The sequence below is a fragment of the Rasiella sp. SM2506 genome, assembly GCF_050859505.1.
Classification (GTDB): Bacteria; Bacteroidota; Bacteroidia; order Flavobacteriales; family Flavobacteriaceae; genus Marinirhabdus.
Map to the genome: position 1 here is coordinate 1,417,089 of NZ_CP193934.1, position 13,140 is coordinate 1,430,228.

Below are 13,140 nucleotides of genomic sequence, written 5' to 3' on the forward strand. Positions count from 1 at the left end.
TATCGTTCTGCATTTCTAACTCAAAACTTTAGAGTTCTTTTAGCTTACTGAAAATATCCCAAACCACCACGCCACAACTCACTGAAATATTCAACGAATGCTTGGTGCCATATTGTGGGATTTCAATCACGATATCACTTTCAGAAACTATTTCCTGTTGCACACCTTTAACCTCATTTCCAAAAATAACAGCGTACGTAAGTGCTTTTTGTACTGAAAATTCCTGTAATGGAACAGACAGTTCCGCTTGCTCGATGGCGATTACAAAAACGCCCTCGTCTTGTAATTTCTTGACAACTACTGCTGTGCTTTCTGCATATTCCCACGTAACACTATCGGTTGCTCCCAATGCGGTTTTTTGAATATCTTTATGTGGGGGTTGTGCGGTAATGCCACAGAGGTATATTTTTTCAATTAAGAACGCATCTGCCGTTCTAAAAACGGAACCTATGTTGTTAAGACTTCTAATGTTGTCCAAAATAATAATAAGGCGGGTTTTGGCTGCTGCTTTAAAAGCTTTTGCGTCTATGCGGTCTAGTTCGCTGTTTTTGAGTTTGCGGTTTTTCATAGGTGTAAAGATACGGTCATTAAAGAAATAGTCATTTCGAGGGCAGGAGAAATCACACGCCAAGATTCCATCCAGGCTTTTAATGTTTTTAAGGGTTTTAATATAGATGTTAGAATTAGTTTTTGGATTTGGAGATACCTACTTAGAAGGTTTATTTTGAAATTCAAGTATCTATGTGGCTGACGATAAAAAAGTATGCAAAAAACTATTTTTAAGACTGCTATAGTAAAGTAACAAAACGTCTTATAATACTTTTAAAAAACCTAGTTCCTGTATCTTTGCAACCTATCTAAAAATGGGAGTTATGAAAGAAAATAAAATGCGACACTATATTAAGGATGTACTGGAAAATATGCCTGTTGGCTGGTTAAATTTAACAACCCATCGGCTCGATATTTACGAGGAAGCCTTGGCTAAAACTCAATTTTTAGATCAGTTTGAAACTCTATTTAATGATAATATCTCCACGCCATCGGCATTAGAAGCATTGCCAACCGCCTACGATTATATTCGATTGGGGCATCCATTATCTTCTATATTAGAATGGGGAATTGCTAATTTACATGGTCTTAAACCAGAAAATGTTATCAGTTTTCAATCAGAAACGGTTCCTGTTTTGGCTATTTTAAGAAAAAATTTATTAGATCATAAAAAAACTCAGATTGTATATACCAAGAAATTACCAACGTCTTTTGATGCTGACATACTACGAAATATATATGGGTATACATTCGAGCTAAAGAAGGTTGAGGACGTAGCGGCCATTGCTGCGTTTGATGGCAGTACCATTCTTATTTCAGAACAAGATGAAATAAGTGCTATTGAAATTAATGCGAATGTCGATTTTTTTATCAGTCTTCATGGCCATTTGGGAAGTGTTTTAGTAGTACAAGGTGCAAAAAATAGTGAGTATGTTTCAGAAATTCAGCACGTTCGAAGACGAGAGACCGTTGCAATGACGCCAGCCCACTGTTATACTGCTTTAAAGTTGCTTGTAGGGCAACCTTCTTCAGATACTAAAAAAAGTACACTTCAAACAAACAAAGCACACGTATTAAATTGCATTAAAGAAATTACAGGTACAAATGCAGCGCCTTTGGTAGGTTCTAGCGGACTCTCTATACAATATGCGATTATGATGGGGCTCATTCACGATGCGGTCGAAAAACATTCAGAAAAGGCAATCAAATTTATTGTGCCACCCAATTGCTATGGCGGAACAAACGATCAGGCAAGACGTGTTGCGGCTTGTCTGGAGAATGTTGAAATAGTGGATTTGCCGGTAGATGGAGATAACGATATGGTTAAAAGCATTGATGCAGTTTTACATAAAATTGCTGCAGAAGATGCCATCCCATACATCATCGCCGAAATTCCAACAAACCCCAGGGTGGAAGTGCCAGATCTCCTGCAGTTGAGAGACGTTTTAAGTAAAAAACGAAAAACAGCAACTGGAGAGCCAGCTATCGATCCGGTTTTTATTTTGGATCAAACCTTTTGTCCTAACGTACACTTTTTAGGCGAAGGTGAAATACTCTCCACGGTTAGGGCGATTTCCTATGCTAGTGGATCCAAATTTCCAAGTGGTGGAAAATGTACTGCTGGGTACTGTGTAGCAAATAAATATGCCGAAACGCTTATGGACCACATAGCGCTGCATCTAAATCTTTGCGACAATGAGTCTACAGCACTGCAATATGAAATACTGGCCAGGCAACTGCCTTCTATGAATGAAAGAATTCTTGATGCCTATAAAAATACACGTGAATTTGTAAACTTTATAAAAGACACATTACCAGCTGCGAAAATTAATTTTGTTTCAGAAGACCTGGCAAAACAAGGATTTACACCCTCCGTGTTTTCATTAGGCCTTCCCACTAGAGGGAATACAGATGAAGAAAAAGAAACCTATAAAAGAGCTCTAAATCTTAAGTTAATCAATTTAATGATTACTGAAATTCCCAATGAAAGTAAATTTTGTGTGAGCTATGGACAGCTACAGGGATGTTATTGGACTATACCTGCAACCTCCACGCAAGGGACGACAAAAGAAGGCGATAAAGATTATATTGTGCGTGCGTCACTGTCTCCCGATTTGGATCTTGAACTTCATAAAAAAGTTTTTTTAAAATTTGTGGAGACCATATAAAAAGGACGTGAAAACCTCCAGATGCATGTAAAGTAGTAAGTGTTTTTTGAAATATGATACGCTAAAAGCCTACGTATCTAATTAAATTTCACAATGCTTTCTATAATGCAAATGATCATACTATTGATGTTTACCTTTAATTTTTTACGGTTGTTAATAAAACACAACAACTTCATTCTTAATAAATTTCAATAAAAAGAGGGATTACTGTATTTTTATAGGTCAAAATTATAAAACTCGATGACAAAGAAAGTTACCCCATTAATGAAGCAATACAACACCATTAAGGCGAAATATCCTGATGCGATGTTGTTGTTTAGGGTTGGCGATTTTTATGAGACCTTTTCGAGTGATGCGGTAAAGGCTGCCAAAATATTAAATATAACCCTTACGGCAAGAAATAATGGAGGCGAACAAACAGAGTTGGCTGGTTTTCCGCACCATAGCTTAAACACGTATTTGCCAAAACTGGTGATGGCAGGATGTCGCGTAGCCATTTGCGACCAATTGGAAGATCCCAAGCTAACTAAAACCATTGTAAAACGAGGGGTCACAGAGTTAATAACACCCGGCGTTGCGCTCAATGATGATATTTTACAGAGTAAAAGCAACAACTTTTTGGCTGCGGTACATTTTAATTCCCGTGCAAGTGGCAATCTCTCTGAAGTTGGCGTTGCTTTCCTGGATGTTTCTACCGGTGAGTTTTTAACTGCGGAAGGTTCTTCAGAATATATAGACAAGTTGTTGCAAAACTTCAATCCTAGTGAAGTACTTTTTAGTAAACAAAAACGCAAAGTATTTTTAGACACTTTTGGAGATAATTTCCACACCTTTTATATGGAGGATTGGGTGTTTCAGCAAGATTATACTTCAGAAATACTTCAAAAACATTTTGATGTTAAAAACTTAAAAGGTTTTGGGGTAGCGCATTTACAATCAGGAACTATCGCCAGCGGTGCCGCCTTGCATTATTTAGGAGAAACACAGCACAACAACCTGAAACATATCACAAAACTCGCCCGCATTGCCGAAGACGAATATGTGTGGATGGATAGGTTCACTATTAGAAATCTGGAGTTGTATCATAGTACCCAGCAAAATGCAGTGACTCTGCTAGATGTAATAGACAAGACCATTTCGCCTATGGGTGGGCGGATGCTAAAACGTTGGTTGGCGCTTCCCCTTAAAAATGCTGAAAAAATTACCAGACGCCATGAAGTAGTGAGCTTTTTGTTGGACAATCCGCAACTTTTGGAAAAGGCAAAGCAGCATATCAAGAAAATGGGTGATCTTGAACGGCTTATTTCCAAAACAGCCACGGGAAAGATACATCCGCGGGAAGTGGTGCAGTTAAAAAACTCTATGGCTGCTGTGGTTCCGTTGAAAGCATTGGCAACACAATCCAAAAACGAATCGCTTCAAATACTCGGAGAGCAATTAAATACCTGTGAATTACTTCGGAATAAAATAACGGAAACCCTCATAGAAGAATCTCCTGTAGCCATTGGCAAAGGGAATGCTATTGCAAAGGGTGTTTCAGAAACCCTAGATGAACTCCGCGCCATTGCAACGGGCGGCAAGGAATATCTGGACGGCATGTTAAAACGTGAAAGTGAGCGTACGGGCATCACCTCGTTAAAAATTGCCTCTAATAATGTATTTGGGTATTATATTGAAGTGCGCAACACACATAAGGACAAGGTTCCGGAGGAGTGGGTTAGAAAACAAACCCTGGTAAGTGCAGAGCGCTACATCACCGAAGAGCTCAAAGAATATGAAACTAAAATTCTGGGTGCCGAAGAAAAAATACTAGCCCTGGAGCAGGAAATTTTCGCTAAAATGGTACAATGGATGCTTCAGTTTATTGCACCTGTACAGCAAACTGCGGCTTTGGTGGCAGAGCTGGATTGCCTGGCATCTTTTGCCACGCACGCAAAGGAGAGTAAATATACGCGCCCATTACTGGATGATAGCTTCGACCTTGATATTAAGGAAGGGCGCCATCCTGTGATTGAGCAACAGCTACCACCAGATAGTCCATTTATTGCGAACGATGTGTTTCTGGATAGAGACAACCAGCAATTTATTATGATTACGGGGCCCAATATGAGTGGTAAGAGTGCTATTTTAAGACAGACCGCTTTAATTGTTTTATTAGCTCAGATGGGGAGTTTTGTGCCAGCCAAAGCAGTGCGTATGGGGTGTGTAGATAAAATTTTTACTAGAGTAGGAGCGAGCGACAACATTTCTATGGGCGAGAGTACTTTTATGGTAGAGATGAATGAAACGGCGAGTATTTTGAATAATGTTTCGGAACGCAGTTTGATTTTACTAGATGAAATTGGTCGTGGTACGAGTACGTATGATGGTATTTCTATCGCTTGGGCTATTAGTGAATACCTACACGAACATCCTAGCAAAGCGAAGACGTTATTTGCAACGCATTATCACGAGCTGAATGAAATGACGGAAACGTTCAGCCGAATAAAGAATTATAATGTTTCAGTAAAAGAGTTGAAGGACCATGTATTGTTCCTGCGTAAATTAGTGCCGGGAGGTTCGCACCATAGCTTCGGAATTCATGTAGCAAAAATGGCTGGGATGCCTCAGATTGTATTGCAGCGAGCCAATAAAGTTTTGGAACGTCTGGAGAAAAGTCATTCTTCCGAAGAGCTTTCAGATAAAATGAAGGACATTGCCAAAGATGAATTACAACTAAGCTTTTTTAATCTGGACGATCCCTTGTTGATAGAAATCAGAGATCAAATTCTAGAAACCGATATTGATACCTTGACACCTGTAGAGGCTTTGATGAAGCTAAACGAAATTAAGCGAATGTTACTACGAAATGCTTCGGTAAAGTTTAAGAAATAAAAAGGCTTGTAATTGGATAACTAGAGGTTCTTTCATGCTGAAAACGTGATGTCCATGTTAGTGGGTTCTATTCCACATTGTCAAAATAAAACACCATCCTACCAAGAAGCATTGCTTATTACTTTTAAAAAGTACTCGATGTGAGTATCCTATTTTTTAAAAGCAAAAGCCAAGTCTGTCGACTTGGCTTTCTACTCCTGTGTACTCGAGACGGGACTTGAACCCGTACGGACATTACTGCCCACTGGATTTTAAGTCCAGCGTGTCTACCAATTCCACCACTCGAGCAGTTAGACTGCGCTAGATGCGCTGCCATAAAGGTAGTATTTCTTCAATTGTTACACTCATTAACCGTTTGAGGTTGCTGAGTGTTCTTCAAAAAAATAATTTTGAAAAATATATCGAAGCAGAGCGAAAAACGGGATTCGAACCCGCGACCTCCACCTTGGCAAGGTGGCGCTCTACCAGCTGAGCTATTTTCGCGTATTTTATAAGAACGAAGCTTTCTAATCGAAAGCGGTTGCAAATTTAAAACTTTTACAAAACTAACAAAGCTTTATTGGGTATAAAATTTATTTATTTTATGTGGCATATTTAAAGGTCGTCACTTATCAATTTTTTCACTTCTTCATTGGCATCGTCATTTAAGGCTTCGGCAACCGCATTTCTTTTACTAATACGGTACGATATGAATATAAGGAGTAATAAAATAGGAATAATTACGGGGATAGAATAGAAGAAATCAAATTCGTCTATAAATTGAATTTGATGATTAATTACACCGGATAGCTGGAAAAGAAACATGGTAAGTGGTACAAGAATGGCATATTTCCACCAATTTCTGGAGGTAATAAACCATATAGAAGTAATTAATACAAAGGTGATTTTTGTAAAAAGCGCATGCATAAATGCTTGCACAGTTCCAAAATTACCAGCTTCTAAAGTTCCAAATATGGTATCCCAAGTAACACCAGGTTCTGCCGGAGCATATTTGTAGATATAAAATAAAAAGGGTGTTGCTACCAAACATAGTGAGAGCAACACCCCAGATATAAAGGTTTTTTTCCTATCCGTTTGGCGGAACTTCGTATTTTGCTTTATCAATTTGTTGGTCATTGGTTGCTTGATCTTCTGGGGTACAGCTAGCCGCTAATGCAAGTACAGCTAAAATAAACATAAGTTTTTTCATAAGTATAGGTTTTGTTATTATTTGTTTTCGTTGATACAATGATACGGGCAAATGAGTAATTATCCTATAGTGCTGATTTACTAAGTTTTGCGTAGTTTTATCCCTTTTTTTAAACTTTTTATCGGATAAATATGTTTTTAATCGATGAAAATACGGTCCAAAAAAACGCTAAAACAAGGTTGGATTGGTTTTTTTATAGCAATAATGGGAAGCATTTTGCGGGCTGTAATCCGGTAATTTTTATACCGCAAAACTGCTAACTTAAAAACCCTTTCAGTTTTAACTGAAAGGGTTTTTTTAATATGTAATAGGTAAAGAAATTTAGTTGTCTATATCATCGGTGCCGTCCATCTCTTCATCCAAATTATCCACAGTGTTCTCTATAGCGTCCCCTGTTTTTTCAGCGGCTTCTTCAATGGCTTCTCCTGCAGCTTCTAAATTATTTTCTGTATCCTCTGCTGCGGCCTCTATAGCTTCTTCTGCTTTATCTCCAGTAGTTTCTCTACAAGAAGATATACTTACTAGTAAAGCCAATGCGGCAAAACTTAAAAATACTTTTTTCATAAGGGTTGATTTATGGTTAATAAGGTTTAAAAATACTCATTTTTTTAAATTTGGTGCTTTTTCAGATAGATATTTCCAATAACGTCTTGGGACGTGTTGCAGATGGAGCTTCATATTTTTGCGTGATTTTATGTTGGTGCTTTTAAAATAGTTTTTCCAAAGATCCTGAAATGCTACCTCGTCGTTCGTAAAATAATAGGTCTCTTTAGAGGTGTTGTTTATTCCTTCTGAAACTTGAAGTTCAACATACTTTACCATCTTCAAGTCATAATAAATGCCATACTTTCTTTTTAAATCATAAATAAGCCATTGCTGGTCTGCATATCTATTTTTAAAGTGCTTCGCATTTAACGGCAACACGTTAAAGTCTGGAGAAACAGTAGCAAAATACAAATTGTCTTTGGTCAATCTAAAACGTACAAAAGCATCCATCCTATGTTTTTCACGCCCTACCATCTTTACCACTTTTGCAATTTTTAATATTTCAGGATCTGTAAAATCTTTATCGATGTGTTTTTTTTCTGAAAATGAACGGTTTATATAATGAAGTAAAGTGTTTTCGATTCCTGGTAATTCGCTTAAAAATGTTTTGTAAATATTGTTTTTACCTTCTGTTGAACAATAGTTTCCCAATCCTTTCCATACGCGATTTGCTTTTTCAGGATCAGTAAGTACTGTGCTAGGTTCAGTAAAAAACGTTTCTGTAGCCAGCATCTCTCTTTCAATAGTAACTTCAGTGAGTTTTTCCTCGTAGACTTGAAACACCGCGCTTAAAAAACCTTCAAAAGAGCCATCGTAAACAAGTTTGGTTCTCATACCGCTATGGGAGTTTCTATAGAAGAAAAAAGATTGAGTTGTTGGTTGTAGGTTTTTTGATATTTACTATTGGAGTGTTGTAAAATAAGGCTCTTTATTTGTGCCGCAGTTCTATCTTTTCTTTCAAATTGATTAGAATCGCACACCATAAAATATTTACTCCGGTTCATGGCAATACCAATGGCTTTGAGATGTTCCCAATTCAATTTTCTAAAGCGCCTTGCCTGAATTATTTTGTAAACCGATTTCATTCCCACGCCAGGAATGCGTGCTAGCATTACCTTATCGGCCTTATTTATATCAATAGGAAAGTGATGCAAATTACGCAATGCCCAGCTTAATTTTGGGTCTATGTCACTATCCAAATTAGGATACTCTTTATTGAGTAACTCTCGAATATCAAAGCCATAAAACCGAAGTAACCAATCTGTTTGATATAATCTGTTCTCCCGAAGCATAGGAACTTCGGTGCCAATAGAAGGTAAACGCGTATCATAGCTAATAGGAATATAGCCCGAATAATACACGCGTTTCATATTAAATTGTTTGTAATAATAAGCCGATGTATACATTATTTCAGCATCCGTCTCACCACTGGCACCAATAATCATTTGTGTGCTTTGACCCGCTGGAGCGTAAATAGGAGTACTTTTTATAAGTTTCTTCTCCGCTTTGTATTGAATAATTTCATTTTTGACCTTTTCCATAGGCTTAATAAAATCTTCCCTTTTCTTATCTGGTGCTAATAATTTCAACCCTTTTTCTGAAGGAATTTCAATATTTACCGAAAGTCTATCTGCGTACAAACCCGCTTCCCGCATGAGCTCATCACTAGCGCCAGGAATAGATTTTAAATGAATATAGCCGTTAAAATTTTCCTCTTCCCGAAGTTTTTTTGCCACTTGTACCAAGCGCTCCATCGTAGTGTCCGCGTCTTTAAAAATCCCGCTGCTTAAAAAAAGCCCTTCAATATAATTTCGTCTATAAAATGCAATGGTCAAATCCACAACCTCCTGAACTTTGAACGCCGCACGTTTTATATCGTTGCTTTTGCGAGTAACGCAATACGCACAATCAAAAATACAATGGTTAGTGAGTAAAATTTTTAATAATGAAACACAACGCCCGTCTTCGGTATAGCTATGGCAAATCCCCATTCCAGAGCTGTCTCCCAAACCTTTGTTTTTATTAGCGCGTTTACTGCCGCTAGAAGAGCAGGATACATCATACTTAGCGGCATCTGCCAAAATATTCAACTTTTCTTTAATTCTTTCAAAATTCATAGCATTATGGAATATAGACAAAAATATGGAAATATTCCTTTTTATGGGAATTTATCCGAAATTAATTTGGATATATTCCAAAATAGAGTATCTTCGGGTTATGGAATCTAAATTATCTATTGAAGCTAGACGCTTTAAAAAAATAAGGGAAGAGCAACATCATACCCAACAATCTTTTGCTGAACTACTTGAAATTGGCGCTACCACAGCCGATATTGAACGCGGGAAAACTAAAATTTCCGGTAAAATTGTGATGGAGTTGTTGCGGCAGTTTCAAATAAATCCGTTGTGGTTATTTGGAAAAAGTTTTACGCAATATCTAGATGTAGATGGGGGCAATGTAGGGCCAAAAGTTATCTCGATAGACCAGGAAGATAACGATACTATTTTGTTGGTAAATCAGAAAGCAGCAGCCGGATATCCTCATAATATTCAAGATGTAAGCTGGTATGAAACCTTGCCTGCATTTAATATTCCATTACCGCAATACAGAAACGCTACCTATCGTGGTTTTCAGGTAGAAGGAGATAGCATGTTGCCTAATATAAGGCCCAATGAATGGGTGCTGGGTAAAGCAGTGCCAAGTATTTCTGAGGCGAGTGATAGCAAGATTTATATAGTAGTATTAAACGACTCAGTTTTAGTGAAGAAGCTTCAAAAAATCCCCAACTCCCCAGAGAAAGTTCGTTTAATTTCTTTAAATCCAGAATATATCCCCATAGATGTAGAAGTGAAAAATATTCAGGAATTATGGTTGGTGAATAGTAAGCTTACCTTTGGTTTGGACGATCCTTCCGAAAGTACCTTATTGCGACAATTGCAGCAATCTATGGAAGAATTAAAAGGACAAATAAATAATTTGAACACATAAAAAAACGGCTTCAAATTTTGAAGCCGTTTTTCTTTAATTCACTCTATTTGAGTTATGAATTATCGTCAGTCTTGATTTTAACATCACCGTCATCATCTGTTTTGATTTTGGTTTCGCTTCCGTCAGGATTTTCAATTTTCACCTTATCTCCACCATCTTTTACTTCAATTTTCGCTCCATCATCCTGAGCGTTATCGATTAGTTGCTCTTTTTGAGTTTTTTCTTCCGTATCTCTACAAGAAGTAAATGTTACTGCGAGCGTTAAAATAGTAAATCCAGCTATTAAGATTTTTTTCATAATTTAGGTTGTTTAAAAATTTATGAGTTGTCGTCTTCACCAGTAACGGCATCTTCAACATCGTCTGCAGCGTCTTCTACAGCGTCTCCAGCGTCATCGATAGCATCTTCAACATCATCTGCTACGTCATCTGATTCAACTTCAATTTTAGTTTCTTTTGTGTCTCTACATGATACAAATGCTGTACTTAATGTAAATACTACGGCTAGGCTTAAAATTACTTTTTTCATGGGTTTCGTTTTATGTTAGTGTTTATTTAAAGTTAATCGTCGTTTCCAATTTTGTCAATTCCTTTATCTATTTCTTCATTTACTTCCTTGTCAACTTCTTTTGCAGCACGTTCTAGAATTCCGCCATCATCTTCAGAATCTACTTTTACTTCTACTTCTCTCTCTACAATCACTTCTTTTGTTTCAGTTTCTCTACAAGAGGTTGCGAAAATAGCGCAAGATACTGCTGCAATGATAAATACTTTTTTCATAATTGAATGTGGTTAATGTTAAATTATGAAACAAAACTACGTTTTTTAACATTCGCCGTGTCGTAAAGTTTTATTAAAGTTTTGTGACGAATGTTTGTGTTTATGTAGATTTAAAGATAAAACATGAGCTTTTCTGTACTATATAAATTTTTAGAAGAACTTCAGCAAAACAATACTAAGGAGTGGATGGACATACACCGCGAACAGTATCATGCTGTAAGAGATTTCTACATTGACTGGTTACATACTATGAATGTAAAACTAGCAGAAATTGACCCATACTATTTCGATACTCCTGGCAAAAAAGCCATCAATCGCATCAATAATAATTTAATGTTTCATCCAAACAAGCCTATCTATAAAGATCATTTTGGTGCTGGTTTGGATCAAGTAAGCAAACAGGGCGATTTTTACATTCATTTAGGCACTACCGAAAGTTTTATAGGTGGTGGCTACTGGCATCCTTCTTCAAAAATTTTGAAGAGCATCCGGCAGGCAATTGATTACAATGGTGAAGAGTTAAAGAAAATTCTTGCAAAAAAGAGCTTTAAGGCTATGTTTGGTGGTTTGGTAGAAGATACTCCACTAAAAACAGCTCCTAAGGGATTTTCGCAAGACCACCAGCATATAGATTTACTGCGCCGAAAATCTTTTGCAGTTTCAGTTCAACTTACTCAAAAAGAAGTGTTGAGTGCTAACTTTGAAGAAAAGGTGCTTAACATCTATAAAGAAATGTTGCCTTTTAGAAGATATTTAAACGAAGCTGTCACGGTTTAAGGGGTAGCTTTTAAATTTTTGAAATACTCTAAAACCATAGCAGTAGCACCCGTATTGCTATTTACAAAATGACCAGCAATCATACCTGTTTTATCTCTGAAGTTATTGTTAGCGGTAAGTTTTGTGAGAACCTCAGAACATTCTTCTCCATTTTTTATACTGAATAGCCCCGCCAGAGATTGTAATCTTTCGGCTTCGGGGAAATCGTCATAATTTTTGCCAATCACAACGGGCACTCCAAATGTTGCGGGTTCTAAAATATTGTGTAGGCCTGTAATTCCCATGGCGCCACCCACATAAGCTATGTCGGCATAGCTATATATTTTTGTGAGTAATCCAATGGTGTCGATAATAATTACTGAAGCTTCTGGAAGTTTGTTGCTTTCACTATCTAGCTGAGAATATCTTAGGGCTGTATGTTTTATTTTTTTCTGAAAACTATCGATCTTCCCAACATCCATTTTATGGGGCGCAATTACAAACTTTATATTTTTGGAGCTATTTATAAATGGTAACAACACTGTTTCATCTTCGGGCCATGTACTTCCACAGACCACACAGAGTGAATCGCCTTTAAATGCTTCCATAAATTCAAGCGAATTATCCTGCTCAATTTGGTGAGAAACCCTGTCAAATCTAGTGTCTCCACTTACTGAAACTTGGTTCATTCCAATTTTTTTAAGTAGCACTTCGGAACTTTTTGTCTGTACAAAAATATGGTTAAAACTTTGCAGGGCATTTCGCATAAAACTTCCGTAAGATTTGAAAAACACTTGATTCTCCCTAAAAACACCAGAAATTAAAAGTGCATGCACTCCCTGTTTCTTCAGCTGAAAAAGATAATTAGGCCAAAATTCGTATTTCACAAAAAATGCTACTGTTGGGTGCACCAACTCAACAAATTTACGTGCGCTGGCGCGTGTGTCCATAGGTAAATAAACTACGGCATCTGCGATGGGAGTATTTTTTTTAATTTCATATCCTGAAGGTGAAAAAAACGAAACCACAATTTTGTAGGTAGGATATTGTTTTTTTATAGCTTCCATAATGGGAAATCCCTGTTCAAATTCCCCCAAGGATGCGCAATGAAACCAAAGAGTTTGGTCCGTAGATTTTATTTTTTCCTTCAAAATGGAAAAAGTTCTTTGCCGACCCCCTATAAAAAGTTTCATCTTTTTACTAAAGACTTGCGAAAGCCAGAGAAAAAAACTCATTATATACGTCGCTATGTTGTAAAGTGTCCCCACAGGCAGCTAAATTAGGAAAATTA

14 protein-coding genes and 2 tRNA genes are annotated in these 13,140 nt (G+C 37.2%); 4 read left to right on the plus strand and 12 right to left on the minus strand.

Features of this window, described 5'->3' with window-relative positions; all coding sequences use genetic code 11:
* Positions 1-28: 28 nt before the first annotated feature.
* Positions 29-568 carry an RNA methyltransferase gene (locus tag ACQ2HF_RS06395; protein WP_432412696.1) on the minus strand — a complete coding sequence of 180 codons (540 nt, stop codon included), beginning with the start codon at positions 566-568 and terminating at the stop codon, positions 29-31.
* Between the two features lie 304 nt (positions 569-872).
* On the opposite strand from ACQ2HF_RS06395, the gene ACQ2HF_RS06400 reads away from it, so the two are divergent.
* Together ACQ2HF_RS06400 and mutS are read left to right on the plus strand one after the other, a co-directional pair.
* Complete coding sequence (locus ACQ2HF_RS06400; protein WP_432412697.1) at positions 873-2,717, plus strand: cystathionine beta-synthase; 1,845 nt, start codon at positions 873-875, stop codon at positions 2,715-2,717.
* Between the two features lie 240 nt (positions 2,718-2,957).
* Positions 2,958-5,591 carry a DNA mismatch repair protein MutS gene (gene mutS / locus ACQ2HF_RS06405; protein ID WP_432412698.1) on the plus strand — a complete coding sequence of 878 codons (2,634 nt, stop codon included), beginning with the start codon at positions 2,958-2,960 and terminating at the stop codon, positions 5,589-5,591.
* Between the two features lie 202 nt (positions 5,592-5,793).
* On the opposite strand, the gene ACQ2HF_RS06410 is transcribed toward mutS, so the two are convergent.
* The 7 genes from ACQ2HF_RS06410 to ACQ2HF_RS06440 all read right to left on the minus strand — a co-directional run bounded on the left by ACQ2HF_RS06410 (position 5,794) and on the right by ACQ2HF_RS06440 (position 9,443).
* Positions 5,794-5,879 (minus strand) — tRNA-Leu (locus tag ACQ2HF_RS06410).
* Positions 5,880-6,001: 122 nt separating this feature from the next.
* Positions 6,002-6,074 (minus strand) — tRNA-Gly (locus ACQ2HF_RS06415).
* 111 nt (positions 6,075-6,185) lie between these two features.
* The gene (locus tag ACQ2HF_RS06420; RefSeq protein ID WP_432412699.1) at positions 6,186-6,635 is read right to left on the minus strand and encodes a hypothetical protein; all 450 of its coding nucleotides are present in this window, start codon (positions 6,633-6,635) and stop codon (positions 6,186-6,188) included.
* Positions 6,636-6,657: 22 nt separating this feature from the next.
* Positions 6,658-6,780: a hypothetical protein gene (locus ACQ2HF_RS06425; protein ID WP_432412700.1), complete on the minus strand. Its 123-nt coding sequence runs from the start codon at positions 6,778-6,780 to the stop codon at positions 6,658-6,660.
* Positions 6,781-7,101: 321 nt separating this feature from the next.
* Positions 7,102-7,344, minus strand: a complete 243-nt coding sequence (locus tag ACQ2HF_RS06430; protein WP_432412701.1) for a hypothetical protein — start codon at positions 7,342-7,344, stop codon at positions 7,102-7,104.
* 36 nt (positions 7,345-7,380) lie between these two features.
* Positions 7,381-8,160 carry a TIGR03915 family putative DNA repair protein gene (locus ACQ2HF_RS06435; RefSeq protein WP_432412702.1) on the minus strand — a complete coding sequence of 260 codons (780 nt, stop codon included), beginning with the start codon at positions 8,158-8,160 and terminating at the stop codon, positions 7,381-7,383.
* The gene (locus tag ACQ2HF_RS06440) at positions 8,157-9,443 is read right to left on the minus strand and encodes a putative DNA modification/repair radical SAM protein (protein ID WP_432412703.1); all 1,287 of its coding nucleotides are present in this window, start codon (positions 9,441-9,443) and stop codon (positions 8,157-8,159) included. Before ACQ2HF_RS06440 ends, ACQ2HF_RS06435 begins: the two co-directional genes overlap by 4 nt.
* Before the next feature lie 100 nt (positions 9,444-9,543).
* On the opposite strand from ACQ2HF_RS06440, the gene ACQ2HF_RS06445 reads away from it, so the two are divergent.
* Positions 9,544-10,314 (plus strand): LexA family transcriptional regulator, encoded by a 771-nt coding sequence (locus ACQ2HF_RS06445; RefSeq protein WP_432413061.1) that lies wholly within the window; start codon positions 9,544-9,546, stop codon positions 10,312-10,314.
* A 52-nt stretch (positions 10,315-10,366) separates the two neighbouring features.
* Here ACQ2HF_RS06445 and ACQ2HF_RS06450 read toward each other — a convergent pair whose 3' ends face one another.
* The 3 genes from ACQ2HF_RS06450 to ACQ2HF_RS06460 are packed head-to-tail and all read right to left on the minus strand — an operon-like array spanning position 10,367 to position 11,093.
* The gene (locus ACQ2HF_RS06450) at positions 10,367-10,612 is read right to left on the minus strand and encodes a hypothetical protein (RefSeq protein ID WP_432412704.1); all 246 of its coding nucleotides are present in this window, start codon (positions 10,610-10,612) and stop codon (positions 10,367-10,369) included.
* 20 nt (positions 10,613-10,632) lie between these two features.
* Positions 10,633-10,842 (minus strand): hypothetical protein, encoded by a 210-nt coding sequence (locus ACQ2HF_RS06455; protein ID WP_432412705.1) that lies wholly within the window; start codon positions 10,840-10,842, stop codon positions 10,633-10,635.
* A gap of 32 nt (positions 10,843-10,874) precedes the next feature.
* Positions 10,875-11,093, minus strand: a complete 219-nt coding sequence (locus ACQ2HF_RS06460) for a hypothetical protein (RefSeq protein ID WP_432412706.1) — start codon at positions 11,091-11,093, stop codon at positions 10,875-10,877.
* A 123-nt stretch (positions 11,094-11,216) separates the two neighbouring features.
* On the opposite strand from ACQ2HF_RS06460, the gene ACQ2HF_RS06465 reads away from it, so the two are divergent.
* On the plus strand, positions 11,217-11,870 hold the full coding sequence (locus ACQ2HF_RS06465; protein ID WP_432412707.1) for a DUF2461 domain-containing protein: 654 nt from the start codon (positions 11,217-11,219) through the stop codon (positions 11,868-11,870).
* Here ACQ2HF_RS06465 and ACQ2HF_RS06470 read toward each other — a convergent pair.
* Complete coding sequence (locus ACQ2HF_RS06470) at positions 11,867-13,084, minus strand: 3-deoxy-D-manno-octulosonic acid transferase (protein ID WP_432412708.1); 1,218 nt, start codon at positions 13,082-13,084, stop codon at positions 11,867-11,869. The genes ACQ2HF_RS06465 and ACQ2HF_RS06470 overlap by 4 nt on opposite strands.
* Positions 13,085-13,140 lie beyond the last annotated feature (56 nt).

Excerpts from the sequence above, each read along its gene's own strand:
- ACQ2HF_RS06395 (WP_432412696.1), bottom strand. The coding sequence starts at position 568 with ATGAAAAACCGCAAACTCAAAAACAGCGAACTAGACCGCATAGACGCA.
- ACQ2HF_RS06400 (WP_432412697.1), top strand. The coding sequence starts at position 873 with ATGAAAGAAAATAAAATGCGACACTATATTAAGGATGTACTGGAAAAT.
- mutS (WP_432412698.1), top strand. The coding sequence starts at position 2,958 with ATGACAAAGAAAGTTACCCCATTAATGAAGCAATACAACACCATTAAG.
- ACQ2HF_RS06425 (WP_432412700.1), bottom strand. The coding sequence starts at position 6,780 with ATGAAAAAACTTATGTTTATTTTAGCTGTACTTGCATTAGCGGCTAGC.
- ACQ2HF_RS06430 (WP_432412701.1), bottom strand. The coding sequence starts at position 7,344 with ATGAAAAAAGTATTTTTAAGTTTTGCCGCATTGGCTTTACTAGTAAGT.
- ACQ2HF_RS06435 (WP_432412702.1), bottom strand. The coding sequence starts at position 8,160 with ATGAGAACCAAACTTGTTTACGATGGCTCTTTTGAAGGTTTTTTAAGC.
- ACQ2HF_RS06440 (WP_432412703.1), bottom strand. The coding sequence starts at position 9,443 with ATGAATTTTGAAAGAATTAAAGAAAAGTTGAATATTTTGGCAGATGCC.
- ACQ2HF_RS06445 (WP_432413061.1), top strand. The coding sequence starts at position 9,544 with ATGGAATCTAAATTATCTATTGAAGCTAGACGCTTTAAAAAAATAAGG.
- ACQ2HF_RS06450 (WP_432412704.1), bottom strand. The coding sequence starts at position 10,612 with ATGAAAAAAATCTTAATAGCTGGATTTACTATTTTAACGCTCGCAGTA.
- ACQ2HF_RS06455 (WP_432412705.1), bottom strand. The coding sequence starts at position 10,842 with ATGAAAAAAGTAATTTTAAGCCTAGCCGTAGTATTTACATTAAGTACA.
- ACQ2HF_RS06460 (WP_432412706.1), bottom strand. The coding sequence starts at position 11,093 with ATGAAAAAAGTATTTATCATTGCAGCAGTATCTTGCGCTATTTTCGCA.
- ACQ2HF_RS06465 (WP_432412707.1), top strand. The coding sequence starts at position 11,217 with ATGAGCTTTTCTGTACTATATAAATTTTTAGAAGAACTTCAGCAAAAC.
- ACQ2HF_RS06470 (WP_432412708.1), bottom strand. The coding sequence starts at position 13,084 with ATGAGTTTTTTTCTCTGGCTTTCGCAAGTCTTTAGTAAAAAGATGAAA.